Source organism: Methylobacterium sp. FF17, from assembly GCF_025813715.1.
Classification (GTDB): domain Bacteria; phylum Pseudomonadota; class Alphaproteobacteria; order Rhizobiales; family Beijerinckiaceae; genus Methylobacterium; species Methylobacterium flocculans.
Genome location: NZ_CP107532.1, coordinates 4,921,064 through 4,946,499 on the forward strand (window position 1 = coordinate 4,921,064; position 25,436 = coordinate 4,946,499).

General features: G+C 68.7%; 27 protein-coding genes and 1 tRNA gene. 17 read left to right on the forward strand and 11 right to left on the reverse strand.

Translation table 11 applies throughout. From position 1 onward, the window contains the following. Window positions 1–220: 220 nt before the first annotated feature. Window positions 221–2,071, reverse strand: a complete 1,851-nt coding sequence (locus OF380_RS23575) for a sigma 54-interacting transcriptional regulator (protein ID WP_264051464.1) — start codon at window positions 2,069–2,071, stop codon at window positions 221–223. 238 nt (window positions 2,072–2,309) lie between these two features. Here OF380_RS23575 and OF380_RS23580 point away from each other — a divergent pair, with 238 nt between their 5' ends. The 4 genes from OF380_RS23580 to cynS all read left to right on the forward strand — a co-directional run bounded on the left by OF380_RS23580 (window position 2,310) and on the right by cynS (window position 6,022). After that, complete coding sequence (locus OF380_RS23580) at window positions 2,310–3,668, forward strand: CmpA/NrtA family ABC transporter substrate-binding protein (RefSeq protein WP_264048072.1); 1,359 nt, start codon at window positions 2,310–2,312, stop codon at window positions 3,666–3,668. A gap of 3 nt (window positions 3,669–3,671) precedes the next feature. Then, the gene (gene ntrB / locus OF380_RS23585) at window positions 3,672–4,511 is read left to right on the forward strand and encodes a nitrate ABC transporter permease (protein ID WP_264048073.1); all 840 of its coding nucleotides are present in this window, start codon (window positions 3,672–3,674) and stop codon (window positions 4,509–4,511) included. Between the two features lie 88 nt (window positions 4,512–4,599). Further along, entirely contained in the window at window positions 4,600–5,505 is a 906-nt protein-coding gene (locus OF380_RS23590; protein ID WP_264048074.1) for an ABC transporter ATP-binding protein, read from the forward strand. Window positions 5,506–5,533: 28 nt separating this feature from the next. Continuing rightward, a complete protein-coding gene (gene cynS / locus OF380_RS23595; protein WP_264048075.1) occupies window positions 5,534–6,022 on the forward strand; it encodes a cyanase in 489 nt (162 codons plus the stop codon). 234 nt (window positions 6,023–6,256) lie between these two features. Here cynS and OF380_RS23600 read toward each other — a convergent pair whose 3' ends face one another. Next, on the reverse strand, window positions 6,257–6,628 hold the full coding sequence (locus OF380_RS23600) for a transposase (RefSeq protein WP_264048076.1): 372 nt from the start codon (window positions 6,626–6,628) through the stop codon (window positions 6,257–6,259). A gap of 250 nt (window positions 6,629–6,878) precedes the next feature. Between OF380_RS23600 and OF380_RS23605 the strand changes: the two genes are divergently transcribed. The 10 genes from OF380_RS23605 (at window position 6,879) to OF380_RS23650 (ending at window position 18,132) form a co-directional block, all read left to right on the forward strand. Further along, window positions 6,879–8,105: a transporter substrate-binding protein gene (locus OF380_RS23605; RefSeq protein ID WP_264048077.1), complete on the forward strand. Its 1,227-nt coding sequence runs from the start codon at window positions 6,879–6,881 to the stop codon at window positions 8,103–8,105. After that, window positions 8,098–9,735, forward strand: a complete 1,638-nt coding sequence (gene urtB / locus OF380_RS23610) for an urea ABC transporter permease subunit UrtB (protein ID WP_264048078.1) — start codon at window positions 8,098–8,100, stop codon at window positions 9,733–9,735. Before OF380_RS23605 ends, urtB begins: the two co-directional genes overlap by 8 nt. Beyond that, entirely contained in the window at window positions 9,732–10,844 is a 1,113-nt protein-coding gene (gene urtC, locus OF380_RS23615) for an urea ABC transporter permease subunit UrtC (RefSeq protein WP_264048079.1), read from the forward strand. The genes urtB and urtC overlap by 4 nt, the downstream gene beginning before the upstream one ends. After that, window positions 10,841–11,551, forward strand: a complete 711-nt coding sequence (locus OF380_RS23620; RefSeq protein WP_264048080.1) for an ABC transporter ATP-binding protein — start codon at window positions 10,841–10,843, stop codon at window positions 11,549–11,551. The genes urtC and OF380_RS23620 overlap by 4 nt, the downstream gene beginning before the upstream one ends. Further along, window positions 11,548–12,276, forward strand: coding sequence for an urea ABC transporter ATP-binding subunit UrtE (gene urtE / locus OF380_RS23625; protein WP_264048081.1), 729 nt, complete (start codon window positions 11,548–11,550; stop codon window positions 12,274–12,276). The genes OF380_RS23620 and urtE overlap by 4 nt, the downstream gene beginning before the upstream one ends. Window positions 12,277–12,298: 22 nt before the next feature. Next, window positions 12,299–13,270: an acetamidase/formamidase family protein gene (locus OF380_RS23630; RefSeq protein WP_264048082.1), complete on the forward strand. Its 972-nt coding sequence runs from the start codon at window positions 12,299–12,301 to the stop codon at window positions 13,268–13,270. 321 nt (window positions 13,271–13,591) lie between these two features. Continuing rightward, the gene (locus tag OF380_RS23635; RefSeq protein ID WP_264048083.1) at window positions 13,592–14,647 is read left to right on the forward strand and encodes an ABC transporter substrate-binding protein; all 1,056 of its coding nucleotides are present in this window, start codon (window positions 13,592–13,594) and stop codon (window positions 14,645–14,647) included. A gap of 63 nt (window positions 14,648–14,710) precedes the next feature. Next, complete coding sequence (locus tag OF380_RS23640) at window positions 14,711–15,637, forward strand: ABC transporter permease (RefSeq protein WP_404810503.1); 927 nt, start codon at window positions 14,711–14,713, stop codon at window positions 15,635–15,637. A gap of 11 nt (window positions 15,638–15,648) precedes the next feature. Next, window positions 15,649–16,479 (forward strand): ABC transporter ATP-binding protein, encoded by an 831-nt coding sequence (locus tag OF380_RS23645; protein ID WP_264051466.1) that lies wholly within the window; start codon window positions 15,649–15,651, stop codon window positions 16,477–16,479. Between the two features lie 114 nt (window positions 16,480–16,593). Next, on the forward strand, window positions 16,594–18,132 hold the full coding sequence (locus OF380_RS23650) for an amidohydrolase family protein (protein WP_264048084.1): 1,539 nt from the start codon (window positions 16,594–16,596) through the stop codon (window positions 18,130–18,132). Window positions 18,133–18,420: 288 nt separating this feature from the next. On the opposite strand, the gene OF380_RS23655 is transcribed toward OF380_RS23650, so the two are convergent. From OF380_RS23655 to OF380_RS23665, 3 genes are all read right to left on the reverse strand, one after another. Further along, a complete protein-coding gene (locus OF380_RS23655) occupies window positions 18,421–18,621 on the reverse strand; it encodes a hypothetical protein (RefSeq protein WP_264048085.1) in 201 nt (66 codons plus the stop codon). Window positions 18,622–18,925: 304 nt separating this feature from the next. After that, window positions 18,926–20,095 carry an alpha/beta hydrolase gene (locus OF380_RS23660; RefSeq protein WP_264048086.1) on the reverse strand — a complete coding sequence of 390 codons (1,170 nt, stop codon included), beginning with the start codon at window positions 20,093–20,095 and terminating at the stop codon, window positions 18,926–18,928. 197 nt (window positions 20,096–20,292) lie between these two features. Beyond that, complete coding sequence (locus OF380_RS23665; RefSeq protein WP_264048087.1) at window positions 20,293–20,760, reverse strand: DUF3597 domain-containing protein; 468 nt, start codon at window positions 20,758–20,760, stop codon at window positions 20,293–20,295. On the opposite strand from OF380_RS23665, the gene OF380_RS23670 reads away from it, so the two are divergent. Genes OF380_RS23670 through OF380_RS23680 form a run of 3 tightly spaced genes read left to right on the forward strand, consistent with a single transcriptional unit; the run spans window position 20,738 to window position 21,561 of the window. Continuing rightward, complete coding sequence (locus OF380_RS23670; RefSeq protein ID WP_264048088.1) at window positions 20,738–20,902, forward strand: hypothetical protein; 165 nt, start codon at window positions 20,738–20,740, stop codon at window positions 20,900–20,902. The two genes, OF380_RS23665 and OF380_RS23670, sit on opposite strands and share 23 nt — an antisense overlap. Before the next feature lie 36 nt (window positions 20,903–20,938). Continuing rightward, on the forward strand, window positions 20,939–21,229 hold the full coding sequence (locus OF380_RS23675; protein ID WP_264048089.1) for a hypothetical protein: 291 nt from the start codon (window positions 20,939–20,941) through the stop codon (window positions 21,227–21,229). Beyond that, entirely contained in the window at window positions 21,226–21,561 is a 336-nt protein-coding gene (locus OF380_RS23680; protein ID WP_264048090.1) for a hypothetical protein, read from the forward strand. Before OF380_RS23675 ends, OF380_RS23680 begins: the two co-directional genes overlap by 4 nt. Before the next feature lie 27 nt (window positions 21,562–21,588). Here the strand turns inward: OF380_RS23680 and OF380_RS23685 are convergent, their stop codons facing one another. The 6 genes from OF380_RS23685 to OF380_RS23710 form a co-directional block, all read right to left on the reverse strand. Beyond that, on the reverse strand, window positions 21,589–21,768 hold the full coding sequence (locus OF380_RS23685) for a hypothetical protein (protein ID WP_264048091.1): 180 nt from the start codon (window positions 21,766–21,768) through the stop codon (window positions 21,589–21,591). Window positions 21,769–21,870: 102 nt separating this feature from the next. Beyond that, the gene (locus tag OF380_RS23690) at window positions 21,871–22,914 is read right to left on the reverse strand and encodes a zinc ribbon domain-containing protein (protein WP_264048092.1); all 1,044 of its coding nucleotides are present in this window, start codon (window positions 22,912–22,914) and stop codon (window positions 21,871–21,873) included. 328 nt (window positions 22,915–23,242) lie between these two features. Beyond that, on the reverse strand, window positions 23,243–23,902 hold the full coding sequence (locus OF380_RS23695; RefSeq protein WP_264048093.1) for a class I SAM-dependent methyltransferase: 660 nt from the start codon (window positions 23,900–23,902) through the stop codon (window positions 23,243–23,245). Between the two features lie 167 nt (window positions 23,903–24,069). Continuing rightward, the gene (locus OF380_RS23700) at window positions 24,070–24,462 is read right to left on the reverse strand and encodes a group III truncated hemoglobin (RefSeq protein ID WP_264048095.1); all 393 of its coding nucleotides are present in this window, start codon (window positions 24,460–24,462) and stop codon (window positions 24,070–24,072) included. A gap of 405 nt (window positions 24,463–24,867) precedes the next feature. After that, window positions 24,868–24,941 (reverse strand) — tRNA-Gln (locus OF380_RS23705). 154 nt (window positions 24,942–25,095) lie between these two features. Beyond that, on the reverse strand, window positions 25,096–25,413 hold the full coding sequence (locus tag OF380_RS23710; RefSeq protein WP_264048096.1) for a hypothetical protein: 318 nt from the start codon (window positions 25,411–25,413) through the stop codon (window positions 25,096–25,098). Window positions 25,414–25,436 lie beyond the last annotated feature (23 nt).

The following is a 25,436-nucleotide window of genomic DNA, read 5'->3' on the forward strand; positions in this document are numbered from 1 at the left end:
GTGAGGGGATGGCCGCCGCGCCGGCAGACCCGGAATCCGTCCGGCTCGTCGAGCTCCGGTGTCACCGCCACCGGGGCCGAACCGACACGTCTCGCCTCGTGCCGAGTACCGGTGGGTCGAGGACGGTCGCGCCGCTGACGAGGGGTTTCCGTTCGCCCGGCTCCAGTCTCCGAGGGGGCGACGTCGAAGGACGCACGATGACCGGAAACGTCTCCGATCCTCATCGTCTGTCGAACCCGTGCGCCTTCATGCGCGAGGCCAGGGTCGTGGGGCGCAGCCCCAGCAGGGCGGCGGCACCGTTCGGCCCGAACACCCGGCCGCCGGTGATCGCGAGCGCCGCTGCGATCTCGGCGCGGTCGCGCGCGCGGCGGTCGGTCTCGGTCGGGGGGCGGTCTGTCGGAAGCGTGGCCAGGGGCCCGGCAAGGGGCACGGCAAGGGGTGCGGCAAGGGGTGACGCAGGACGGCGGGACGGCTCGGTCTCCGGCAGGTCGAAGCGGAGCCGCCCGCCGACCGCCAGGATCGCCGCTCGTTCGATGACGTTCTCCAGCTCGCGGACGTTCCCGGGCCACGTGTAGCGCGCCAGTCGGCGTGCATCGCCCTCCGTGAGCCGCGGCTCGGGGATGTTCAGGCGACGCGCGGCCCCTTTCAGGAAATGCTGCGCGATCAGCGCGATGTCCTCGGGCCGCTCGCGCAGGGGGCTCGCCGCGAGTGGGAACACGTTGAGGCGAAAATACAGGTCCTCCCGGAAGCGTCCCCGGCGGACCTCCTCCTTGAGGTCCCGGTTCGTCGCGGCGACGAGCCGGATGTCGACGGCGCGCGTGCGCTCCTCGCCGACGCGCTCGAAGGAGCGCTCCTGCAGCACCCGCAGCAGCTTGCCCTGCAGGTCGAGGGGGATCTCGCCGACCTCGTCGAGGAACAGCGTCCCGCCCTCGGCGAGTTCGAAGCGGCCGACACGGTCGCGCAGGGCGCCGGTGAAGGCGCCCTTGGCGTGGCCGAAGAACTCGCTCTCGAACAGGTCGCGGGGCACGGCGGCGCAGTTCACGCGGATCAGCGGGCGGTCGCGCCGGCGGCTCGCTTCGTGGATCGCGCGGGCGATCAGCTCCTTGCCGGTGCCGGATTCGCCGGTGACGAGGACCGTCGCGTCGGTCCCGGCGACGAGATCGATCTGCCGGAGCGTCGCCTCGATCGCGGGCGAGCGCCCGATGATGCCCTGGTGGTGGCTCTCGAGCCGAATCTCCTCCTTGAGGTAGGCGTTCTCCAGCTCCAGCCGCTCGCGCAGCGAGTCCACCTCCGCCAGCGCGCTGCGCAACTGCTCCTCGGCCTCGCGGCGCTGGCTGATGTCGCGGAACACGATGACGGCGCCGAGCAACTGCCCGTGGTCGCGGATCGGCGTCGAGGTGTATTCGACGGGGAACGCGGTGCCGTCCTTGCGCCAGAATACCTCGCTGTCGACCTGATGCACCGCGCCGTCGCGGAAGGCCGCGTAGATCGGGCAATCGTGGTGGTGGTAGTGTGTCCCGTCCGGGTGGGCGTGGTGCACCGTCGCGTGCATGTCCTTGCCGACGAGGTCGGTGGCGAGCCAGCCGAGCATCCGTTCGGCGGCCGGGTTGATGAACGTCGTCACCCCGTCGGCGTTGACGCCGTAGATGCCCTCCCCGGCCGCGCGCAGGATCAGCTGGTTCTCCCGCTCGATATCGCGAAAGATCCGCTCCATGCGCTGCCACTCGGTGATGCCGGCGCGCATGTGCTGGTCCGCCTGCCCGTCGATCACCCGGCGACGGCGCGCGTCGAGGTCGGACAGCGTCACGAGGAGCCGGTCGTCCCCGATCGGGCTCGCGGCGTATTCGAGGCGCAGGCTCCGGCCGTCCGCGTGCCGGGGAATGAGCGCCTGGGACCACCAGTGTCCCTTGGCCATGGCCCCTTGGGTGAACACGATCAGTGCCGGGCGCTGGCCGGGATGCAGCGCGCTCGCCGCCATGGCGCGCAGCACCGCACGGTCGTAGCCGAGCAGTCGCGCGGCGGCCGGATTGGCGTCGACGATCCGATCGGCCAACGGATCGAGCACGAGCATCGGCTCGCGATGCTGCTCGAACACGCTGCCGAACTCGTCCTCAGACATCTCGCTGGCCAAGCCGACCCCCAACGCCACGAAATTTCGTGATCCTGCTACGAGTTGTCGTATTACACGAGATCTCATGGTTTCGTCGTTGCGGCATAAGAGCCTGACAGTAAAAGTCTTTCGTCGGTATCGAGAATTGGCAGGGCGCTTGCAGAGGTCGGTGCAGATATCGCCGCGACGCGAGGACCCCATGGCCCTGTTCGACAATCCCTTCGACGCCAAGCGACGCCTGTTGCGCGGCGGCTGCACCTGCGGCGCCCATGGGAGCCAGGCCGAGCACGAGGCGGCGCTTTCCGGCGATGCCGAGATCCAGCGGGTGGTGGACGGCGCCGTGATGCGTGCGCTGTTCCCGCATGACGCGCAGCGTCGGGCCTTCCTGCGCAGCGTCGGCGCGGCCACCGCGATGGCGGCCGTCAGCCAGTTCTTCCCGACGAAGTTCGCGGCCGAGGCCTTCGCGGCGGCGGGCGCGCCGGAGAAGAAGGACCTCAAGGTCGGCTTCATCCCGATCACCTGTGCCACGCCGATCATCATGGCCAAACCCATGGGCTTCTACGAGAAGCAGGGCCTGAACGTCGACGTGGTCAAGACCGCCGGCTGGGCGGTGATTCGCGACAAGACCCTGAACAAGGAATACGACGCCGCGCACATGCTGGCGCCGATGCCGATCGCCATCTCGCTCGGCGTCGGCTCGAACCCGACGCCTTACACGGCGGCCGCGATCGAGAACGTCAACGGCCAGGCGATCACGCTCGCCATGAAGCACAAGGACCGGCGCGACCCGAAGGATTGGAAGGGCTTCAAGCTCGCGGTGCCGTTCGATTACTCGATGCACAATTACCTGTTGCGCTACTACCTGGCCGAGGCCGGCATCGACCCCGACACCGACGTGCAGATCCGCGCCGTGCCGCCGCCGGACATGGTCGCCAACCTCCGGGCCGACAACATCGACGGCTTCCTGGCGCCGGACCCGGTCAACCAGCGCGCGGTCTACGACGGGGTCGGCTTCATCCACATCCTGTCGAAGGACATCTGGGACCGGCACCCGTGCTGCGCCTTCGCCGCGTCGAACGACTTCATCACGCAGACGCCGAACACCTACGCCGCGCTCCTGCGCGCGATCATCGAAGCGACCGCCTATGCCTCCAAGGCCGAGAACCGCAAGGAGATCGCCGCCCAGATCGCGCCGGCGAACTACCTCAACCAGCCGGTGACGGTGGTGGAGCAGGTGCTCACCGGGACCTTCGCGGACGGACTGGGCAACGTGAAGAAGGTGCCCGACCGCGTCGATTTCGACCCGTTCCCGTGGTCCTCTTTCGCGGTCTGGATCATGACGCAGATGCAGCGCTGGGGGCAGGTGAAAGGCGAGGTCGACTACAAGGCCGTGGCCGAGAAGGTCTTCCTGGCGACCGATGCGGCCAAGCTCATGCGCCAGGAGGGCCAGACCCCGCCGACGACCACGAGCAAGACCTTCTCGGTCATGGGCAAGATCTTCGATCCGGATAAGCCGAAGGAATACCTCGACTCGTTCAAGATCCGGAAGGCCGGCTGAACCATGGCCCGCAGCCTCGGCCTACGGGCAGCCCTGCTGTCGCTCGCGCTGCTGGTCGGCTTCCTGCTCATCTGGCAGGTCGCGGTCAGCGGCACGGCCAAAACGCAGGTCATGGACCCCGAATACGCCGCCCTGATGGGGCAGGCCGCCACCACCGGCAAATCGGCGATGCCGGGGCCGCTCGATGTCGGCGCCACGATCTGGAAGCACCTCAAGGACCCGTTCTACGATCGCGGGCCCAACGACAAGGGGCTCGGCATCCAGCTCGCCTACTCGATCGGCCGCGTGGCGCTCGGCTACCTGCTGGCGGTGATCGTCGCGATTCCGGTGGGCTTCCTCATCGGCATGTCGCCACTGATGGGGCGCGCCCTCGATCCGTTCATCCAGCTCCTCAAGCCGGTCTCGCCTTTGGCGTGGATGCCGCTCGCGCTCTACACGATCAAGGATTCCGGGCTGTCGGCGATCTTCGTGATCTTCATCTGCTCGCTCTGGCCGATGCTGATCAACACCGCCTTCGGTGTTTCGGGCACGCGCAAGGAATGGCTGAACGTCGCCCGCACCCTGGAGGTCGGGCCGCTCCGCCGCGCCCTCACGGTGATCCTTCCGGCCGCCGCGCCGACGATCCTGACGGGCATGCGGATCTCGATCGGAATCGCTTGGCTGGTCATCGTCGCCGCCGAGATGCTCGTGGGCGGAACCGGCATCGGATACTTCGTCTGGAACGAGTGGAACAACCTCTCGATCAACAACGTGATCGTCTCGATCCTCGTCATCGGCCTCGTCGGCATGATCCTCGACCAGGTTCTGGCCCGCGCCCAGCGCCTCGTGACCTTCCCGGATTGAGGCGATGAGCATCGTTCCTGTCCGCGGGCGCGAGCCGGCCGTCAGCGTTTCAGCCCAGATCTCCGCAAAGAACGCCGGGACCCGCCCCATGTCGGACGACAAATTCATCTCGATCGAGGGGATCGCCCGGCGCTATCCGGCTCCTGGCGGCACCACCAGCACCGTGTTCGAGGACATGTGGCTGCCGATGCGCCGCGGTGAGTTCGTGTGCATGATCGGGCATTCGGGCTGCGGCAAGACCACGGTGTTGAACATCCTGGCCGGTCTCGAAGCCCCCACCGAGGGCGTGGTCATCGCCGCGGGCGAGGCGATCGAGGGCACCAGCCTCGACCGCGCGGTCATCTTCCAGGGGCACGCCCTGCTGCCCTGGCGCACGGTGCTCGGCAACGTCGCCTACGCGGTGTCGTCGCGCTGGCGGAACGCCTCAAAGGCCGATGTCGAGGCGCGGGCGCGCAAGGCGATCCGGACGGTGGGCCTGGCCGGCTCCGAGCACAAGCGCCCCTCCGAACTGTCCGGCGGCATGAAGCAGCGCGTCGGTATCGCCCGCGCCCTGTCGATCGAGCCGAAGATCCTGCTGATGGACGAGCCGTTCTCGGCCCTCGACGCCCTCACGCGCGGCACCCTGCAGGACGAGGTCCGGCGCATCTGCATCGAGACCGGGCAGACCGTGTTCATGATCACCCACGACGTCGACGAGTCGATCTATCTCGCCGATCGCATCGTGCTGATGACCAACGGGCCGATGGCGAAGGTCGCGGAGATCGTCGAGAACCCGCTGCCCAAGCACCGCGACCGGACGCAGCTTCACCACGCGCCCGGGTACTACGCCCTGCGCAACCACCTGATGGACTTCCTCGTCACGCGCTCGAAGACGCTGCGGGATGCGATGCCGGCCGGCTACGACCAGCGCAATCCGCCTGTGGTGCGCCCGAGCTTGAGCGACGCGGATGCCGCGGCGATCACGTCGCCCGAGCCGGTCGGGAAGCGCGCCTGATTCCTTTCAACACCAAGGATGCAACACCATGAAGCGTGAAGACCTCACCGAGAAGCTCCTCGACATCAAGCGGGAGAAGGGCTGGACCTGGAAGTATATCCAGGAGGAGATCGGCGGCCTCTCGCCGATCCTCATCACCGCCGCCTGCATGGGCCAGATGAAGCTGCCGAAGGCCCAGGCCGCGAAGGCCGCCGCGCTGTTCGGCCTCTCGCAATCCGAGGAGCGGATGCTCAACGAGGCGCCCTATCGCGGCTCCATCCCGCAGATGCCGCCGACCGATCCGCTGATCTACCGCTTCTACGAGCTCGTCATGGTCTACGGCACCACCTGGAAGGAACTGATCCAGGAGGATTTCGGCGACGGCATCATGTCGGCGATCGACTTCAACATGACCATGGAGCGCGAGCCCAACAACAAGGGCGACCGCGTCAAGATGAGCATGTCGGGCAAGTTCCTGCCGTACAAGTACTACGACGCCGAGGACGGGGTGCCGGAGTATGGTTTCAAGGAAAGCTAGCCGCTGCGTGTCGTGATCCCGGCATGATGTGAGATCCGTCGAGACGCGCGTCTCAAGGTCATGCGCTCGACCCGGTTCTCTGCGGAGGCATCGCCCGAAGCCGATGCTTTCGGAGAGAACGCGGAACTGCGCCCGCGTCCCTGTCCCGTCCGCATCGCGGGCCGCGAATTCGAAAGTCAGAGGGGTCGATGCCGCGAGCGCCGGCCTGTTGCCCTCACGCGCATCGTCCTTCGATCATCGGTTCGCCGTCCTGAGAAAGGCGTAGCGACCGACCGAGGCATGGCTGCCCCTGAAGGGGATCGGCGTCATGGCCGAAGCAGGCATCAGGCTCGGCGTCTGGCGTGCCGGGACGCTCTCGGGCGGAGCCGATGCCAGCAGCGCTTGCCGGAGGGCCGTGACCTCGGTGCGCAGCCGCGCGTTCTCGCGCTCGATCTCACCGAGGCGCGCGACACCGGCCGGCGGCAGTCCGCCGAAGCGTCGGCGCCAGCGGTAGAATGTGCCGACGGAGACGTGGGCGGCCGCGCAGATGGCCGCGATCGCGGTTCCGCTCTCGGCCTCCCGCAGGAGGAAGGCGATCTCTTGGTCGGTATGTCGGGATCGACGCATGCACAGCAGCCAATCGGGTTGGTATCCGGGGAAAGGCTCCAGCAAGAAACGAACCGTCGCGCGCGTGACGCGCCAAGACGTGCCATCCGGCGGATGATGAAAATTTTGACGTTCGACCCGCAGGAGCGCACGCGCGGTGGGCGGAACGCCGTGGTTTTACGCAAGGCGCGGCCGCGCTGCAGCCTATTTGGCCTTCCTCTTCATGCCCTCAACTCGGACAATCCGCCGGTCACGGGACGAGGCAACAGCGATGGTCGAATTCACGAGACGCAGCTTCCTGGGAACGGCGGCAACCCTGTCGGCCCCGGCCATCATTCGGCCGGCCTGGGCCGCCGACACGATCAAACTCGGTTGCCTGTTCTCTTCCTCGGGGACGATGGCCAATCTCGAGGGCCGCCTGAACCACGTGGTGCGCATGGCCGCGGACGGGATCAACACGAAGGGCGGCGTCAACGGCCGGCGCATCGAGGTCGTGACCTCGGACCCGGCCTCGGACTGGCCGCTCTACGCGCAGATCGGCCGGCAGATGCTGCAGCAGGAGAAGGTCGCGGCCCTGTTCGGCTGCTGGACCTCCGTCTCGCGAAAATCCGTGCTGCCGGTGGTCGAACAGAATGACGGGCTGCTGTTCTATCCGCTGCACTTCGAGGGCGACGAGAACTCAAAGAACATCGTCTACGTGAACTCGCCCCCGGCGAGCTCGGTGCTGCCGGCGGTCGATTACCTGATGGGTGCCGAAGGCGTCGGCGCAAAGCGCTTCTTCATGATCGGCTCGGACTACGTCTGGCCGCGGACCATCAACAAGCAGCTCAAGGCCTATTGGGCATCCAAGGGCATCGCCGAGACGGCCTGGCGCGAGGAATACGTGCCCCTCGGCTTCTCCAACTTCCAGACCCTGGTGAACCAGATCCGCAGCTTCGCCGCGCAGCCCGGCGGGCAGCCCATCGTGGTGCTCACCGTGGTCGGATCCTCGATTCCGGATTTCCTGCGTGAGTTCGCGAACCAGGGCATCCGCGCCACCGACGTGCCGATCCTCGGCCTCGACATGGTGGAGGCCGATCTCGAAGGCCTCGACACCGCGCCGCTGGTCGGCCACCTGAACTGCTGGGCCTATCTCCAGGCCGCCAAGGCCGAGGCCAACACCCGGTTCCTGTCGGAGTGGGCGGCCTACGTGAAGGCCAAGGGCGTGCCCTTCAGCGCCGACACGGTCATCGACCCGATGGTCTCGGCCTACGACAGCGTCCAGCTCTGGGCGCTGGCCGCCGCCAAGGCCGGCAGCTTCGACGTGCCGGAGGTGCGCAAGGCGTTCGCCGGCCTCAGCTTCGCCGATCCGTCCGGCTACACCCTGACGATGACGGGCGAGAACAACTACGTCGCCCGCGGCGTGTTCATCGGCTCCGTCAACGAGAAGCAGGGCTTCGACATCCTCTGGCAATCGCCCGATGCCCCCAAGCCCGTGCCGTTCAGCCCGTATGGTTGAGGGCGTGGGACGGGTCTGGCTCGCCGGCCTTCTGGTCTGGGCCGCGAGCCTGATGGTACCGCCGGCCCTCGCGGCCGGTCTGGGCCTTGATCGGGCCGCTTTCGCCGCCGCCCTGTGCGGGGACGGCGCGGCGCAGACGAGCGCCGTCGAGACGTTCCTGCGCCGCTCCGCGGAGGCGGAGGCGGGCGACGTCGCCTGGGCCGGCACCACCCTGCGTGCGCTCCTAGACCGGCGCCTCGCCTGTCTCGGCGAGACGGTCGTGATCCTCGACCGCGCGGGCGCCGCCGACGGCCTCGATGCGGCCACCGGGACGGCGCGTCCGGCCACGGGCGGGCGCTCGCCCGTGCTCGGCCTGCGCCAGCGCGCCCTCATCGAGACGGCGTCGGGCGTCGCAACGCTGCTGACCGGGTCGAGCGCAGATGCGCGCAAGGGCGCCCTCGCCACCGTGGAGCGCCGCATCGCCTCGGTGCCGGAGCCCGTCCTCCGGCGCGCGGCCGCCGCCGAGGCCGATGCCGGCCTGAAGGCGAGCCTCGCGGCCGTCGTCGAATCCGCCGCGCTGTCCTCGCCCGATCCGGCGCGCCGTCTCGCGGCGATCCGGGCGGTCGCCGAGGCCCCCTCGGGCGCGGCGTTCTCGCGCCTCTCGGCGCTCAAGGCCGATCCGGCCTACGGCGCCGATCCGGCCTTCCGCACGGTCCTCGATGCGGCGCTCGCCAGAGTCGAGCGCTCGGTTTCCCTCGGGAACGCCCTCGCGGTGCTCTACAACGGCCTGAGCTTCGCCAGCATCCTGTTCATGGCGGCGGCCGGTCTGGCGATCATCTTCGGGCTGATGGGCGTCATCAACCTCGCCCAGGGCGAGTTCATCATGATCGGCGCCTACGCCACCTATGGGGTGCAGGAGGCCATCCGACGCATCGCACCGGCCTGGCTCGACGCCTACCTCCTCGTCGCCATCCCCGTCGCGTTCCTGGCCTCGGCGCTCGTCGGCATCGCCATCGAGGCTCTGATCCTGCGCCATCTCTACCGGCGCCCGCTGATGAGCCTGCTGGCGACCTGGGCGGTGAGCCTGTTCCTCATCAACGGGGTCCGCGTCGCGATCGGGTCGCAGAACCTGCAATTCGCGATGCCGTCCTACGTCAGTGGCGGCGTGCCGCTCTATGCGGATTTCGTGGTCACCTGGAACCGCCTCTTCGCCATCGCCTTCGCGGCCGTCACCCTCGTGCTGACGCTCGTGATCCTGAAGCGCACCCCGCTGGGCCTCGATATCCGCGCGGTCACGCAGAACCGCGACATGGCCGCCTGCCTCGGCATCCGCACCCGGCGGGTCGACCGCCTCGCCTTCGGCTTCGGCTCGGGGCTCGCCGGCCTCGCGGGCGTCGCCCTCTGTCCGATCTACAGCGTGAACCCCGGCATGGGCGCCAACTTCATCGTCGACAGCTTCATGGTGGTGGTGCTTGGCGGCGTCGGCACCGTGGTCGGAACCCTGGTGGCGGCGCTCGGCATCGGCGGGGCCAACGTGCTGATCGAACCGCTCTACGGCGCCGTCGCCGCCAAGGTGATCGTGCTCGTGGGGATCATCCTGTTCCTGCAGCGCCGGCCCGAAGGCTTGTTCGCCGTGAGGCGTCGGCGATGAGCGGCGCCGTGGACGCGCTTCCGCGGAAGACGGCCCGGCGGGCCGGCCCGAGCCTCGGGAGCGACCCGCTGCTGGCGGGCCTCGTCGCCACGATCGTGGCGGCTGCCGTCATCCTCCTGGTACTCCAGCCCGCCCCCTACCTCGTCAACATGGTCGGGCAGCTCGCCGCCTTCGCGATCCTGGCCGTCTCCCTCGACCTCGTCTGGGGCTATCTCGGCATCCTCAGCCTCGGGCACGGGCTGTTCTTCGCCATCGGCGGCTACGTCTGCGCCATGCACCTGCTCGCCCACGCCTACGCGGTCACCGGTGTGGCCCCGGACCTGATGCAGTTCATGGGCTGGAAGAGCCTGCCCGCCTATTGGACCGGGCTGACCAGCGCGCCCTACGCGCTGGGCCTCGCCCTGGTGCTCGCGGCGGGCGTCGCCTTCGTGTTCGGCTTCGCCTCGTTCCGCTCGCGGGTGAACGGCGTCTACTTCTCGATCATCAGCCAGGCGCTGGTCTACGTCGCCATGCTGCTGATGTTTCGCAACGACACCGGGCTCGGCGGCAACAACGGCATGACGGGGTTCTCCGTGCTGTTCGGCTGGCCGATGGGGACGCCCGGCGTGGTGACCGGGCTCGCGGTCGCGACCCTCCTGACCCTGGCCGGCGTGCTCGCCGGCGCGCGGGCCCTGGTGGCGAGCCCGATCGGACGCCGGATGCTCGCCTGCCGGGACGACGAAGCGCGCCTGCGCACGCTCGGCTACGGCACCACGCGCCTGAAGCTCGGGATCTGGTGCCTCTCGGCCGTCATCGCGGCGCTCGCCGGCATCCTGTATGTGCCGCAGGTCGGGATCATCAACCCGCGCGTGCTCAGCCCCGATCTCTCCATCGAGATCGCGGTCTGGGTCGCCATCGGCGGCATGGGCCGGCTCGGGGGCGCGGTGATCGGCGCCGTGGCGGTGAACGCCCTCAAGTTCTGGTTGAGCGCCGCGATGCCGGAGGCCTGGCCGTTCATCCTCTCGGGCCTCGTTCTCGCGGTGGTGCTGGGCCTGCCCAACGGCTTCCTCGACCTCGCCGCCCTTCGGCTCAGGCCCACATGGCTCCGGCGCGGAGGAGCGCAGCCGTGAGCGCCCTCGTCATCGACAGCCTCAGCGTGGTTTTCGGCGCCTTCCGGGCTCTCGACGCCCTCTCGCTCGCGGTCGACGCGGGCGAGGTCCGCGCGGTGATCGGTCCGAACGGCGCCGGCAAGACGACCCTCCTCGACGCCATCACGGGGATCAGCCGGCCGAAATCCGGGCGCATCCTGCTCGGCGACAGCCTCGACCTGACGAAACGATCCGAGGCCGAGATCGCGCGGGCCGGGGTTCGCCGCAAGTTCCAGAAGCCGAGCGTCTTCCCGGCCCTGACGGTGCGCGAGAATCTGAGCCTCGGCTGCGGCCCCGACTGTCCCACGCGGGACCGGGCGGGCCGCCTCGCTTCCGCCCTGTCCGAGACCGGCCTGGAGGCGCGGGCCGACACCCTCGCCGGGGCGCTGGCGCATGGCGAGAAGCAGTGGCTCGAGATCGGGATGGTGCTGGCCTCCGCGCCCCGCGTCCTCCTCCTCGACGAGCCGGTGGCGGGCCTGTCCGATGCCGAGACCGCCCGCACCGCCGAACTGATCGGCGCGCTGCGTCGGCCCGACCGGGCGATCCTGGTGATCGAGCACGACATGGCCTTCGTCGAGGCGGTGGCCGACCGGGTCACCGTGCTGCACGAAGGCCGGACCCTGTTCGAGGGCGGCATGGCCGCCGCCCGGGCCGATGCCCGCGTGATCGAGGTGTTTCTCGGACGATGAGCCACGCCCCGGACCCGACGCTCCATCCGCCGGTCGGCCTCGCGGTCACCGGCCTCGACCAGCATTACGGCAGTGCCCAGGTGCTGCGGAACGTCGGCGTCTCCGTCGCGCCGGGGACCTGCCTCGCGGTGCTCGGACGGAACGGCGCCGGTAAGACCACCCTGCTGCGCTGCCTGACCGGGCTGATTCCGGTGAGCCGGGGCACCATCCGGCTCGACGGCGGCGATATCACCCGTTTGCCCCCGGACCGACGCGCGCGGGCGGGGCTCGCGATCGTGCCTCAGGGACGGGAGATCTTCGCCGATCTCAGCGTCGCCGAGAACCTGCGCGTCGCCGCCCGTGCCCACGGGCTGGAGCGCGGCAGCGCCGTCGAAGAGGCTGCAGCGCTCTTTCCGGCCTTGCGCGACCTCTGGCACCGGCCGGGCGGAAACCTCTCGGGCGGCCAGCAGCAGCAGCTCGCCATCGCGCGGGCTCTCGCCACCCGGCCGCGCATCCTGCTTCTCGACGAGCCGACGGAGGGCATCCAGCCGTCCATCGTCTCGGCGATCGAGGGGGTGATCGAAGGGCTCAAGGGCCGGATCACCGTGGTCCTCGTGGAGCAATATCTCGACTTCGCGATCCGTCTCGCCGACGCCTTCGTGGTGCTCTCGCGCGGCAGCGTGGTCGAGCAGGGCTCCCGCGAAGACCTGAGCCACGACGCCGTTTCGCGTCACATCACCGTCTGACACGCCGGACCCAGGAGCCCGCATGGCCCAGCATCACGAGATCCCCGCGACCCCCGACACCATGGTGCTGGGCTACTTCGACGCCGCCCTGCCGCCCGTGCTGGAGGTGGCCTCCGGTGATACCGTCACGCTGCACTCGTTCCCGGCGGGGGGACGGGAATCGCTCCACCCCGATCCCGCGCGGGTGCCGGAGGATTATCGCCTCGCGCTCGATACGCTGGCGCAGGGGGCCGGCCCGCACTTCGTCACCGGGCCGGTGCACGTGCGCGGCGCCGAACCCGGCGACGTGCTCCAGGTCGACATCCTCGACCTGAAGTTCCGCATGGACTGGGGCTTCGTGGCGATTCTGCCGCTCCTCGGCACCCTGCCGGACGAGTTCACCGACTACGAGACCGTCCACCCGGACATCGACGTGGCCCGCGGCGTCGCCGTACTGCCCTGGGGCACGGAACTGCCCCTCGATCCGTTCTTCGGGATCATGGGCACGGCCCCGCCCGCCGCCTGGGGCCGGGTCGGAACGCCGGTCCCGCGCGGCTTCGGCGGCAACATGGACAACAAGGAACTCAAGGTCGGAACCACCCTCTACCTGCCGGTCTACAATCCGGGGGCGGGCTTCTACGCGGGCGACGGGCACGGGGTGCAGGGCGACGGCGAGGTCTGCATCACCGCCCTGGAGACCGGGCTGACCGGCACGTTCCGGCTCACCGTGCGCAAGGATCTCGGCTATGCCTGGCCCTTCGCCGAGACGCCCACCGACCTGATGTCGATCGGCCTGCACGAAAGCCTCGACGAGGCCATGCGGCAGGCCGTGCGCGAGATGGTGCGCCACGTCTGCGCACGCACGAACCTCACGCGCAACCAGGCCTACATGCTGTGCTCGCTGGCCGGGAACCTGCGCATCACGCAGACGGTGGACGGCAACAAGGGCGTGCACATGCTGATGCCGAAGAGCGCCCTGCTCGCGCGCGATGCGAAGGCCCCGGGAGCGCTCTGAGCCGAAACGGTTGCTGGCCTATGCAGCGAGTACGCCGGATGTATTCGCCAACGGTCATCCCCTCGAATCGTCGGACTGCCGCGATGAAGGGACCGTGGAGCGTTTCCTTCCGTACGTAAAACCTCGCTTGGCGCACGCTTTGCTTGGAGATGGGAGCAGCGCAGAGCCATCGGCTCTCATGGGTTGGCGTGCCCATCCGACGAGGCCCGTCCCGGACGGTGCTGCCGGCTCCGACTGCATCATACCCTCCCCGATGCAGTCCTGCGCCCGGCAGTCCCGAGGGGTACGGCGCCTTCGTCTTCTGCGGAACCGGAGAGCATCATGTGCGAACGTGACGGCCTGTTCTTCCAACGCTTCTCGCGTCGCGGCCTGCTCCGCACCATGGGATCGGCGGGCGCGGCCATCGCGCTGCCGGGCCATCTGGCGGCCCTGATGGCGCCAGCCGCCGCGGCCGGCGCCATGACCACCGTCAAGGCGACCCACGGCTCCGGCTTCTGCAACCTCGGCATGTTCCTCGCCCATGAGCGCAAGCTGACCGAGGCGGACGGGGTCACCCTGGATTTCGTGGTGACGCCCTCGAACGCCGAGATCACCACGATGTTCGGGGCCGGCCTCGTCGACATGTCGATGATCCCGTACTCGAACTTCATGACCCTCTACGATGCCGGCGCCCCGGTGAAGATCGTCGCGGGCGGCGGCGTCCAGGGCTGCATGATCGTGGCGCGCGAGGGCATCCGGTCCGCCGCCGACCTGAAGGGCAAGACCCTCGGGACCTTCCAGGCCGACACCCTCGAGGTGCTGCCGTTCGATTACCTGAAGAAGGCCGGCCTGACCTTCCGGGACCTCGATGTCCGCTATCTCGACACGTCCCCGGAACTGGCACAGGCCTTCATCGCCGGGGCCGTCGATGCGATCTGCCATATCGAGCCCTACGCGACGCAGTGCCTGCAATCGCGAAAAGGGGCCACGCTCCTGTCGGATGGGACCGACGTCTACGGTGCCGGCTATTCCGACTGCGTCCTGGCGGCCCGGACGCCGTTCATCGAGAAGAACCCCGCCGCCGTGCGCGCGGTGATCAAGGCCCTGTTCACCGCGCAGGCGCAGATCGAATCCGACCGGGATGCGGCCCTGAAGGACACCGTCGGCAGCTACTACAAGACCACGATGGCGGCGGCGGTCGATGCCTCGGCCAAGCAGCCGGTCTGCACCGACCAGCGCAACCAGACCGACTTCATCATCGCCCGCGGCCAGTCGATGAAGGAGATGGGCTACGTCAAGACCGCCCCGGGCCGGGATGCCTTCGACTGGAGCCTGCTGGAGCAGGTGATCGCCGCGAATCGGCCGCTCTACGACGGACTCAAGCTGAAATCGGCCTGATCGCCGCCTCGGTTCCTCGACCGGATGCCGGATTCACCCCCCGATCTCCCGAAAGGCAGCCTCATGGCAGCAACGGACGTTTCCATCGACGCGCTGGCGTCGGTTCCCGCGCGCGCGGCCCCGGTCGTTATGCCGGCCCCCGCCCCCGCGCCGCCCCGGTACCCGCGCCTGCGCGCCGCGCTCGCGACGCTCGGCTGGAGCGTCGCTTCGCTCGGCCTGTTCGCCGGCCTGTGGGAGGCCCTCTGGGCCCTCGGGTTCCTCAACCCCCTGCTCCTGCCGCCCCCACACCTGTTCCTGGCGGACCTGCCCGGGACCCTGATGTATTTCGACCGGGCCAACCGGGTCGGCAGCCGGGATAGCGGCGGGGGCGTGATGCCGCTCCTGGCCACCATCGGGTGGACCACGATGCGGGTCGCGGTCGGGCTCGTGCTCGGCTTCGTCGGCGGCGTTCTGGTGGGGGCGCTCCTCCACTACGTCCGGCTGTTCCGCAACCTCGTCCTGCCCACCGTGCTCCTGCTGGCGCCGATCTCTCCCGTGGCGTGGCTGCCGGTGGCGATCTTCGTGTTCGGCATCGGCGACGTGCCGGCGATCTTCCTCGTGTTCATCACGCTGTTCTTCGCCATCGCGCTGACCACGAGCGCGCAGATCGCGGCGGTGCCGGTCACCTACCTCAACGTCGCGCGCATCATGGGAGCGGATGCGCGCCAGTCCTTCTTCCGCGTGGTGCTGCCCGCGATCCTGCCGGGACTGTTCATGACCCTGCGGCTCAACCTGTTCGCCGCCTGGATGGTGGTGCTGATCGCCGAGGCGGTGGGCGTCGGCAGCGGCCTCGGGCAGATCGTCTCGCTCGCCCGCTCGACCTTCAACGCCCGCCTCAGCTTCTTCACCATGGCGATCATCGGCCTGCTCGGATTCAGCTTCGACTGGGCCCTGCGCCAGGTCCAGGCCCGCATGCTGTGGTGGATCGCGCCCCAGGGAGGCGGCCGATGACGACGCCCGCGATGAACGCCCCGGCTCCCCACCCCTCGCCTCCCCGCCCCTCGCCCGGCCGCCCGGCCGTGTGCCTGTCCGGTGTCGGGAAGACCTGGACGCCCGCCGGCCGGGCCCCGGTCCAGGCCCTACGCGACATCGACCTCGACATCGCGCCCGGCGAGTTCGTGGTCTTCCTCGGGCCCTCCGGCTGCGGGAAGTCGACGCTGCTCTACATGATCGCCGGGCTGGAGCCGGCGAGCGCCGGCAGCATGGAGGCCGATGGCCGACCGATCACGGGCCCGTCGGCCGAGCGCGGCCTGATCTTCCAGGACGCCTCGCTGTTCCCGTGGCTGACGATCCTCGACAACGTCGCCTTCGGCCTCTCCATCGGCGCCGTGCAGAAGCTCAAGCGCCGGGAGATCGCCGCCGAGATGCTGCGGCGGGTCGGGCTCGGGGACATGATGGACAAGAAGCCGGACGAGCTCTCCGGCGGCATGCGCCAGCGCGCCGCCTGCGCCCGGGCGCTCGCCATGCGGCCGAAGGTGCTGATGATGGACGAGCCCTTCGCCGCCCTCGACGTTCAGACCCGGGCGAAGATGCAGGATTTCCTGCTTCAGATCTGGCGCGACAGCGGCGCGTCCATCGTCCTCGTCACGCATTCCATCGACGAGGCGATCGCCCTGGCCGACCGCGTGGTGGTGTTCACCGCCCGGCCCGGGCGGGTGAAGACCGTCGTGCCGGTGGACCTGCCCCGTCCGCGCAACCCCCGCGACCCCCGCTTCCACGACCTGCGCGACCGCTTCGGCGAACTCCTCGCCGACGAGGTCGACCGCGCCTTCGCGGAGCAGGAGGCGCGCTGAGCGCCGTCTCCGCCTCGTTGAGCTTCGGCGCGCTGAGCGCCGTCTCCGCCTCGTTGAGCTTCGGCGCGCCGAGCGCCGTCTCGCGATACACCATCCCCCAATCGAAGGTTCAGCATGACCGAGATCATCGTCGAGGCCCGCACCGTCATCACGGGCGTCCAGGACCGGCAGACTCCGATCGTCCACGACAACGCCGCCGTGCTGGTGCGGGACGGCGTCATCGTCGAGGTCGGCGACCCGGCCGCCTTGCGCGCCAAGGCACCGGACGCGGCCGTGCATCGCTACCCGCGCCACGTGATGCTGCCGGGCTTCGTCAACAGCCACCACCATGTCGGGCTGACCCCCCTGCAACTCGGTTCGCCCGACCACGCCCTGGAGCTCTGGTTCGCCACCCGGATCGCCGCCAAGCGCGTCGACCACGAGCTCGACACCCTCTACTCGGCCTTCGAGATGCTCGCCTCCGGCGTCACCACCGTGCAGCACATCCACGGCTGGATGGCGGGTGGCTACGAGCAGGTCCACGGCGCGGCCTCGCAGGTGCTCGGCGCCTATCGCAAGATCGGGATGCGCGCCTCCTACTGCTACGCCGTGCGCGAGCAGAACCGCCTCGTCTACGAGGCGGACGAGGCCTTTTGCGAGCGCCTGCCCCAGCCCGTGGCCGGGCAACTGATGGCGCATCTCAAGGCGCAGTCGATGCCGTTCGCCGATTTCATGACCCTGTTCGAGACGCTGAAAGCGGAGAACGAGGGCGAGCGCCTGACGCGGATCCAGCTGGCCCCGGCCAACCTGCACTGGTGCAGCGACGAGGCCCTGCAAACTCTTGATGCGGCCGCGCGCAAGCACGGCGTGCCCATGCACATGCACCTCCTTGAGACCGCTTACCAGAAGGAATACGCCCGGCGCCGGACCGGCAAGACGGCGGTGCGGCACCTGCACGACCTCGGCGTGCTCGGGCCGCACCTGACCCTCGGCCATGGCGTCTGGCTGACGGCGGAGGATGCCGACATTGCCGCCGACACCGGCACCTGCATCTGCCACAACTGCTCGTCGAACTTCCGCCTGCGCTCCGGCATGGCGCCCCTCAACCTCTACGAGGCGAAGGGCATGACCGTCGGGATGGGCCTCGACGAGGCTGGCCTCAACGAGGACCGGGACATGCTCCAGGAACTGCGCCTCGTCCTGCGGGCCCACCGCACCCCCGGCATGGACGACGCCGTGCCCACCTGCCCGCAGGTGCTGCGGATGGCGACCGAGCACGGCGCCAAGACCACGGCCTTCGGCCAGAGCATCGGCCGGCTCGATCCGGGCTGCTTCTTCGACGCCGTGCTGATCGACTACGACCGGGCGACCTATCCCTACCAGGACACCGACATCCCGATCCTCGACGCGCTGATGCAGCGCGCCAAGACCGGAGCCGTCGATGCGGTGTTCGTCGATGGGCAGATCGTCTACGCGGATGGGCGCTTCACCCAGGTCGATCGCGATGCCGTGCTGGCGGAGATCGCCGAAACCCTCGGCAAGCCGCGCACGCCCGAGGAGGTCGCCCGGCGCGAACTCGGGCTCGCCGTCACGCCCTACGTCAAGGCCTTCTACGACGGCTACCTGCCCGAGACCCCGCGCCAGCCCTTCTACGCCCCGTCCTCGCGCACATGACGATCCGCCGCGCGGACCTGGCCTTCGGGGTCCGTCGCTGCCGTCCGCCCTGTCCTCCGGAAGTTCCCGGTCGATCACGGGATGCGCCCGCGCCGCGCCAGACGACAAAGCCCCGGCGTTCAGGCCGGGGCTTTGTCGTCCAGGCACTGGATTCGTGGTGGCGCGCGGGAGCCGCGAAGTCCCGACACGAGGATGATGAGCGGGGCGGGAGCCGGTCTCCGGGCTCGATGCCCGGAGCACCCTTGCGGGTCGTGCGCCCCAGGTCTCAGGCGGCCGGCAAGGTTCTCGTCAAACGAGAGACAGGATCGCACCCAGGACGACGACGAGCGCCAAACACGCTGCAATCTGTGCTCCGGGCCGTGCTCCCGACAGATTGCTACGGTTGTCGTTGGCCGCTCGCGGCCGCAGGCGAAGCAGGTAGCGGTTCAGCGCAGACTCAGGCGGCTTGATCCACTGTTCGACGCCTCCGAGCGACTTGGCAGCATACATGCGGGATACTCTCGATGCCTCGATCATCGAACCCGATGTGCGGTCGGGATCTTGTCTGGGGGTTGTCTGGCCCGGCGAAGGGCTTTCGAGGCGAGCTAACAGGTCTCAGGGCCCGAGTCCATGCAGAATAGCGCCGGGCGCGGCGCCAGACGGCAGCATACTGCGAAAAGCGCCGCCTGGAACGAGCTTCGGCTCAAGCGGTCCCGCCCGCGTGGCGGGCGATCGATCCACCCGGGCGGCGGCCTCGGATCGGGATTCCGTCACGTATCAGCCGACGAACGCTCACCGGATCGGCCGAGGCATCTCACTGAGTCCGGCCCTCGACCCAGCCGATGATCGCGTCCGCCACGTCCCGGTTGTTGGCCTCGAGCATCATCATGTGGCCATTCCCCCTGATCCCGTGCTCGGCAAGCGCGAGCCGGTCCGGCTTGGCGAGGGCCTGCGTGAGGAAGGCGGCCGTGCAGTCGTCCATCGTTGCGCGAAACGAGGCTTCGCCCGTCACGATCACTGCCGGGACCTTCGCGAGGTTCGGAAGCTGCCGCGCCGGTTCGGCTTGCAGCCAGCACCTGATCTGATCGGCCTTGAGCGGTTTGTCGGCCTGCACCACCGTCAGATCCTCCGGCGCGGTGACGGGCGGTTCGAAGCGGAGCGGCACGCGGGTGATGCCATAGGGGCGGGCCCGGGCCTCCCCGACCCGCTCGTACCATGCGTCCCCGCCCTTGAAGCGGATGTCGAAGAAGGTCGGGCCATTCGGTTCGACCGCCACATGCGCTTTCACCAACTCGGGTCGTTGGTCGGACACGGCCCAGCCGAACACGCCGGCCTGCGAGTGGGTCAGCAGGACCGCGGGCCCGATCTTCTCGAGGAGCGTGATCAGCGCCGTATCGACCAGCTCCTCGCTCTTCAGCGCGTTGGCGATGTAGGGCACCTGCGAGAGGTAGAACTGATCGAACGCCTGGTTGCCCTTCAGCCCCGGACCGCCCGGCCATTGGGTGTGCAGCTTGGCCTGCGGGAACAGGTTGAACATCTCCTGCCCCGTGAAGATGCTTTCCAGATCGCCCGTCGTCAGGCGCGAATAGGGACCGTAGGCGTCCGGATTGTCGCCCGAGCGGCCGCGCCCGACCTGGTCGACGACGTAGACGGCAAAGCCGCGTTCGATGAAGCGGTCCACCCAGCCCGGCCGGCCGTCGGGCGTACCGAGGAAGTTGACCCCGGTCTGTGCGGTGCCGTGGACCATCACGATGGGCCAGGGCTGGGTCACCTTGGGCGGGGCGTGGTACTGAACGAACATCTGCCCGACGGCGATGTCCTTGCCGGCGATCGTCGCGTAACGCCCGCCGACGAAGAAGTAGCCCTCCCGCTGCTCCGGTTTGAACGTGGCGGGAACGTCGGGGGTCACGGGGTCGGGAGCGGCCTCGGCCGCCATGGTCGATCCCAAGAGGGCACACGCCAGGGTCAGTACCGCCTTGAGCATTCGATCGCCTCCGTGAGGGTCTTGGAGCCCCCGCCCGAGTATCGACACTCTTCGGCCCGAAGGTCCAGGTGTCGAAGACCCGGACCGGTGGCCCTCGTCACGAGCTTTGCAGGCCGATATCTCGCGGCAACCATCGCGCAAGCAGCACCGTGCGAATGCGTTTCATGCACCCGTCGAGGCATGATCCGGGTGCGTGCTCATGCGTGGTGGAAATCCGCCGGGATCCGGCCGCCGTTCTCCGCGAGCTTCTGCACCACCTGCTTGTGCAGCCAGACATTCATCGTCGCCGAGTCTTCCTTGTCGCCCGTGTACTGCAACTCGTCGGCCAGTTGCTTACGGGCGCTCAGGCTGCTGTCGAGGTCCAGCACCTTGAGGAGATCGACGATGGACTGCTTGTAATTCGAGGTCTCTCCCTTCCGCTCGGCCATGTCCCTGAGAACCTGTCCCACGTCGACGGTCTGCGACCCCAGGGAGGGGCTGTCGGCGACCGGGGAGGCTGCTCCGGCCATGGAGGGAGCGGCCGCGCTGCTGGATGACGAGCCGGCAACGCTCGAGCCCAGGGTGGCGGCGGACACGTTCGGGGTTTCGGAGGCATCAGGGGCTGCAGCCTGCGCGCTCGCGCTCCCGCCGAAGATCTTCGTCATGATCGATCCGAAGAGGCTCATCGTGTTCTCCTTCGCTGCGGCGGCGGGCTGGGTGTTGCTGCTCGACAACCGGAACCGCGCTCCGGCGTTCCAGGAACGCGACGGACGATCCCCCGCGGGACGGCGAGACGAGGGCTTTCGGATGGATGCCCATGCGTTGTGATTAAGGTGTACGAAGGTCGGGTGCTGGTATCAGGCCGTGGAACAACGTCACGCTTCGCCCGTCAGTGCAGGAAACACCGGGATCATCATGGCCGAAAACCCATCGAACTTCGTGCGAGACTGGATCAGCGAGAACGTTCGTCCTGATCCGGCGTTTCAGGGGGACGCCGAAGGGCACGTCGCAGCCATCGCGCGTCGTCTGGTGGCCGCGTCCCGAGAGGCAGAGATCCCGCAGGATGACCCGGAGTTGGCACCGGACCTCCTGCATGATCTTATCCAGGCTGCCATCGAGGCCGACGAGAAGCCGGAGGCAGGAGGACGCCGATGATGACCACAAATATTCCGGATGACGCCAAGCCGGGCGATATCCTCACGCCTGAGGGGCATATTCTCTGCCGGGACCGCGAACTCCACGCGTTCGGTTACTTCTCCGTCAGCTACGAGCAGGCGCAGGTCGCACGGGCCCATGGCTGGGGCTGTCGATCGGGCCTGTTCCTCGAAGCGGAACACTCGGACGCGGCAAGCTGGGCCCACGCCGAGGAAGAGCGTCTCGACGCGATCGAGAATGGCGAAGATCCGCCGCTGGTGCGGATCTACCGTGAGGCACCGCCGTCCTGTGCCATCGACACACCGGCGTCCTGCCGGATACCCCCGCGATAGGGTGAGCGGAGCCGTCGCTTCGCGCGTCTACCGCGCACGTCCCGGCTTGATCGAGCCGGTGACGGCGGGCTCGGCGAGGGCGGCGGAGAACGGGTTCAGGCCGTTGCGGTCCACCACATTGGCCGAATAGAGCGATCCGGTCGCGAGAAGGCCCACCGCGAGTATCGCCTTCGCGGTGATCCAGAGCCGGCGGAGTGCTGCGTGCATGGTCCCTATCCGAGGTTGCGTTCAGGGTGATCCCATGCGGTTAGGATTCGCTTAACGGCGAACCGCTTTCAGGCGGGTCGCTTTGTCAGGCGGGTCGCTTTGTCAGGCGGGTCGTGCGGCGGGCGTTCCGCAGGCGTAGCAGAAGCGCTCGAAGGTGCTCTTGCGGTGGGTGCAGGCCGGGCAGCGCTCGAACATACCGATCCCGCAATGCGGGCAGAAGTTCGCCTCCGGGTTGGCGAGATCCACGGGCCGCTCGCAGCCGGGGCAGACCTTCTTGGCGAGGCGGAGCAGGGCCTGGTCGGTGGCGATCTCCGTCCGGCGCTCCTCGTTCGGCCGCGCCTCGGCCGCCTTCTGGCGCTCATTGTAGGCATGCAGCGCGTTGATCGCCGCGCGCCCGGCCACGAGGGTCACGATGACCCCGACGCCGTACTGAACGTAGCCGCCGTAGCTCGGGAGGTAGGGCACGAGCTCGACGAAGAAGGCGAAAACCGCCGCGAAGGCGAAGCCCCACACGAAGGGCCAGTTCCGCGTGCGCTGCCGCTTCAGCAGCAGCCACCCGGCCAGGGCCAGCAGCGGCAGCGTGAGAGCGAGGCGATAGCCGAAGACGCGCAGCTCCTGCTCCCGCTCGGCCGCGTCGAGTTTCGCCTGGGCGGAGGCACGCAGGTCGCCGTCGACCCGCTCCTGCGCCGCCTCGCGCTCGGAGAGGCCGAGCTGCCGGCTCGCCCGCTCCTCCAGGCGCTCCTCGATGGCGCGTTCCGCAGCCTTGAGGGCATCGAGCTGCTGGGTGCGGGCGATCAGGCCGGGATCCTGGTCGACCCGCCGGGTGGCATCGCGGGTCTTCAGCCAGTTGGCGAAGGTTTCCTGCGCGGCCTCCGAGGCGGAGCGTGCGGCCGCAAGGGCAAGCTGGTCCTGCTCCGTCCGGCGCTGGCTGTCGGCCTGCTCGCGCCGGGTCTCCCGCAGGGCATCGGCAGCCGGGCGCGCCTGGTCCGCGTCGAGGAACTGCTCGAGGGTGTAGCGGTGCTCGACCTGGGGCAGGTCGCCGACCACGAGGGAGCCGAGCCCGATCAGGAACCAGGCGAAGAGAAAGGCCACCAGCCAGAGCAGGAGCGTGAACCAGCGTTCCGAGAGGCGACGACCGGATGCCATTTCGGGGACCTCGTGCGGCAATGACGGGCGCGCATCCGTCGATGCGCGACGCCTGCCTAGCAGAGACCATCGCCTTCGGCTGCCCGAGAAGCGCGCAGCGAAGCGTTCGCTTTCGCGCACAGGCTGTCGAAGGTCGTGCCGGCAAGACGATTGGCGTTCGATGCGTCGCCGGGCGCTGCCGGGAAGGGGGCGAGATCCGCCCTGGACCCCAGGGCCTCGAACCGGCGGACCCGCGCGGCGCGGGGTGAGGCTGGTCGAGAGCAGCCGGGGCATCGACCCTCGGGCACGGCGGCCGGCAAGCTGCGTGCCCGACCGCGACGTGCGGGGGTCAGGCCGCCGCGGTCCAGCCGATCACGGCCGTCAGCGGATCGCCGGATCCCTGCTCCGGGATCAGCGGACGGATGTCGGTCCGCACGAAGCCAGCGTCCTGAAGGTAGCGTTCGACCAGCCGCGCGCGTCCGGCCCCATCCAAGGCGCCCCAGATCGCCACAGCCTTGGTGGGATAGCAGCGGTTCGAGAAGCTGATCGCCACCGGCGCCTCCGGGCGCAGCACGCGCGCGACCTCGGACAGGACCTCGACGGGCCGCTGCAGGTACTGGATCGAGACGCACATCACTGCCGCGTCGGCGCTGGCCGTGTCCAGGGGCAGGTGTGGCATGGCGTTCAGGTCCTGAACGAAATGCCGGGTCAGGCGCGGGTTGGCCGTGAGTTCCGCGGCGTTCAAGCCATGGCCGATGACCTGCGCGTAGGTCGCGTCGTTCGGGAGGTGGCTGACCCAACTGGACATCAGATCGAGGACGACGCCTCTGGCCGGAACCACGTCCCGGTAGAGGTTCGTGACCGCCGCGATGGCCGCATCGTCGATATGCGTGACGAAGCGCGGCTGGCGGTAGAACAGCGGGTCCGGCCCCGGATCGCGTTTGGCGAACGCTTCCGGCGGGAAACCTGGAGGCCGTGTCAGGGGGCTCTCGCGATGGCTGCCGCTCATACGACGGTCGAAGGAAGAGTCATCGGAAGCCATCCAGCCGGCGCGGGTCATCCCCGGGTCCAACGGCTCCGCCGAGGGATCGATCCCCCCAGTCCGGCAATGCGGCCATGGCGAAACAGCGCGGCTGCCGTGGGACGGAGCGCCTCGGGCGCGCGACTTGCCCGAACTCAACGGTCGTGAAGCCGGGTTTCCGGTCGGAAGAACAGGCCCGCTTTCAAACTGTCGCCGATCCGGTTGGCACGCTCGGTAAGAAGCATCGCCACGTCGGCGGTAAACATTTCCCCGGCCGTTTGCTCGAACAGGCTCAGCCAACGGGCGAAATGGGAGGGGGTCAGCTCAGCGAGCCCCCGATGCTTGCCGAACGGATTGCCCTTGTAGCGCCCGGATTTCAGCAGCACCGAGGACCAGAAATCCTGAATGACCGCGAGGTGGCGCGGCCAATCTCCCTCGGGAATGACCCGGGCGAAGACCGGCCCGATCAGGGGATCACGCTGCACCTTCGCGTAGAAGGCCGGCAGGAACGTGTGAAGGCTCGCTTCCGTGAGTGTGTGCTCGGGCATCGGGGCCTGATCAGAGTTCCAAGCCGGACATGGCGGCTCGGCATGGGGCGCTGAGGCGGATATGCGGCGACGCGCTGTCTCCAGCAAGGAACGCGCGACCACGGAGGTGTCGCCGCTCGCCGCGCCGGCAAGCGTATTGATTGGGATCTCGCTGGTGGCGATGTCGAAGTGGTGATGCCGGAGCCGGCATCGCAGTCTCGATCCCGACCCGGCGTTCCTCGGTACCCTGATCGACGGAAAGGCAGAACCGAATGATTGCGCAGCCACTTCAATCCGCTCGAAGTGGCGTTCTCCAAACTCAGTCCAGGATTGCACAAGGCGGCCGAGCGCACCCCGGTGCGTCGTCTGCCTCGACACGGGGCATGAAAAAACCCGCTAAGTCAGTGACCTAACGGGCTGAAACGATGGCTGGGGGACCAGGATTCGAACCTGGACTAGAGGAGTCAGAGTCCACTGTTCTACCGTTAAACTATCCCCCAAAATCCTCGCGTGGCTCGAGGATGGATCCGGTTGTTGCCGATATCTCGGTGGGCTGTGCTCACCGCCTCGGGCCCGGTCCGTTCCGGTGGAGGGGCGATAGCATGGCTTTCCGGGCTGAGGCAAGTGCGGGCGGCCATGTATTCCGCGACGGGTTCAGGCGCTGTCGAGGGGCTCGCCGCGGGCCTCGATCATGCCGAGGGTGCGCAGGATCGCGAGGGCCACGATCTCGGAATCCGTGTCGCCCTCCGGCGTTGCCGGGAGGATCGCCACGGTGCTGACCTCGTCGTCGCTGAGGAAGCCCACAACCACCTTGTAGACGTCGCCCTCGGGGGCGTCCGCGTCGTGCACGAGGCAGACGCGGCAGCCGTTCGCCTCCCCGTAGACACGCTGGGTCAGGACCTGGACGCGTTGGTCATCGGTCTGGGCCGTGCGGCGCGGGGCGCCGAAGGTCGGGCGGATGATGTTGTCCATGGGCGTCTTTATAACCGAACGGC

Excerpts from the sequence above, each read along its gene's own strand:
- OF380_RS23655 (WP_264048085.1), bottom strand. The coding sequence starts at position 18,621 with ATGTATGCTGCCAAGTCGCTCGGAGGCGTCGAACAGTGGATCAAGCCG.
- OF380_RS23645 (WP_264051466.1), top strand. The coding sequence starts at position 15,649 with ATGAACGCCCCGGCTCCCCACCCCTCGCCTCCCCGCCCCTCGCCCGGC.
- OF380_RS23605 (WP_264048077.1), top strand. The coding sequence starts at position 6,879 with ATGGTCGAATTCACGAGACGCAGCTTCCTGGGAACGGCGGCAACCCTG.
- OF380_RS23650 (WP_264048084.1), top strand. The coding sequence starts at position 16,594 with ATGACCGAGATCATCGTCGAGGCCCGCACCGTCATCACGGGCGTCCAG.
- OF380_RS23640 (WP_404810503.1), top strand. The coding sequence starts at position 14,711 with ATGGCAGCAACGGACGTTTCCATCGACGCGCTGGCGTCGGTTCCCGCG.
- OF380_RS23690 (WP_264048092.1), bottom strand. The coding sequence starts at position 22,914 with ATGGCATCCGGTCGTCGCCTCTCGGAACGCTGGTTCACGCTCCTGCTC.
- OF380_RS23635 (WP_264048083.1), top strand. The coding sequence starts at position 13,592 with ATGTGCGAACGTGACGGCCTGTTCTTCCAACGCTTCTCGCGTCGCGGC.
- urtE (WP_264048081.1), top strand. The coding sequence starts at position 11,548 with ATGAGCCACGCCCCGGACCCGACGCTCCATCCGCCGGTCGGCCTCGCG.
- OF380_RS23680 (WP_264048090.1), top strand. The coding sequence starts at position 21,226 with ATGATGACCACAAATATTCCGGATGACGCCAAGCCGGGCGATATCCTC.
- OF380_RS23685 (WP_264048091.1), bottom strand. The coding sequence starts at position 21,768 with ATGCACGCAGCACTCCGCCGGCTCTGGATCACCGCGAAGGCGATACTC.
- OF380_RS23580 (WP_264048072.1), top strand. The coding sequence starts at position 2,310 with ATGGCCCTGTTCGACAATCCCTTCGACGCCAAGCGACGCCTGTTGCGC.
- OF380_RS23590 (WP_264048074.1), top strand. The coding sequence starts at position 4,600 with ATGTCGGACGACAAATTCATCTCGATCGAGGGGATCGCCCGGCGCTAT.
- OF380_RS23660 (WP_264048086.1), bottom strand. The coding sequence starts at position 20,095 with ATGCTCAAGGCGGTACTGACCCTGGCGTGTGCCCTCTTGGGATCGACC.
- OF380_RS23710 (WP_264048096.1), bottom strand. The coding sequence starts at position 25,413 with ATGGACAACATCATCCGCCCGACCTTCGGCGCCCCGCGCCGCACGGCC.
- OF380_RS23670 (WP_264048088.1), top strand. The coding sequence starts at position 20,738 with ATGATCGATCCGAAGAGGCTCATCGTGTTCTCCTTCGCTGCGGCGGCG.
- cynS (WP_264048075.1), top strand. The coding sequence starts at position 5,534 with ATGAAGCGTGAAGACCTCACCGAGAAGCTCCTCGACATCAAGCGGGAG.
- OF380_RS23600 (WP_264048076.1), bottom strand. The coding sequence starts at position 6,628 with ATGCGTCGATCCCGACATACCGACCAAGAGATCGCCTTCCTCCTGCGG.
- OF380_RS23665 (WP_264048087.1), bottom strand. The coding sequence starts at position 20,760 with ATGAGCCTCTTCGGATCGATCATGACGAAGATCTTCGGCGGGAGCGCG.
- ntrB (WP_264048073.1), top strand. The coding sequence starts at position 3,672 with ATGGCCCGCAGCCTCGGCCTACGGGCAGCCCTGCTGTCGCTCGCGCTG.
- OF380_RS23695 (WP_264048093.1), bottom strand. The coding sequence starts at position 23,902 with ATGAGCGGCAGCCATCGCGAGAGCCCCCTGACACGGCCTCCAGGTTTC.
- OF380_RS23630 (WP_264048082.1), top strand. The coding sequence starts at position 12,299 with ATGGCCCAGCATCACGAGATCCCCGCGACCCCCGACACCATGGTGCTG.
- urtB (WP_264048078.1), top strand. The coding sequence starts at position 8,098 with ATGGTTGAGGGCGTGGGACGGGTCTGGCTCGCCGGCCTTCTGGTCTGG.
- urtC (WP_264048079.1), top strand. The coding sequence starts at position 9,732 with ATGAGCGGCGCCGTGGACGCGCTTCCGCGGAAGACGGCCCGGCGGGCC.
- OF380_RS23700 (WP_264048095.1), bottom strand. The coding sequence starts at position 24,462 with ATGCCCGAGCACACACTCACGGAAGCGAGCCTTCACACGTTCCTGCCG.
- OF380_RS23575 (WP_264051464.1), bottom strand. The coding sequence starts at position 2,071 with ATGCTCGTGCTCGATCCGTTGGCCGATCGGATCGTCGACGCCAATCCG.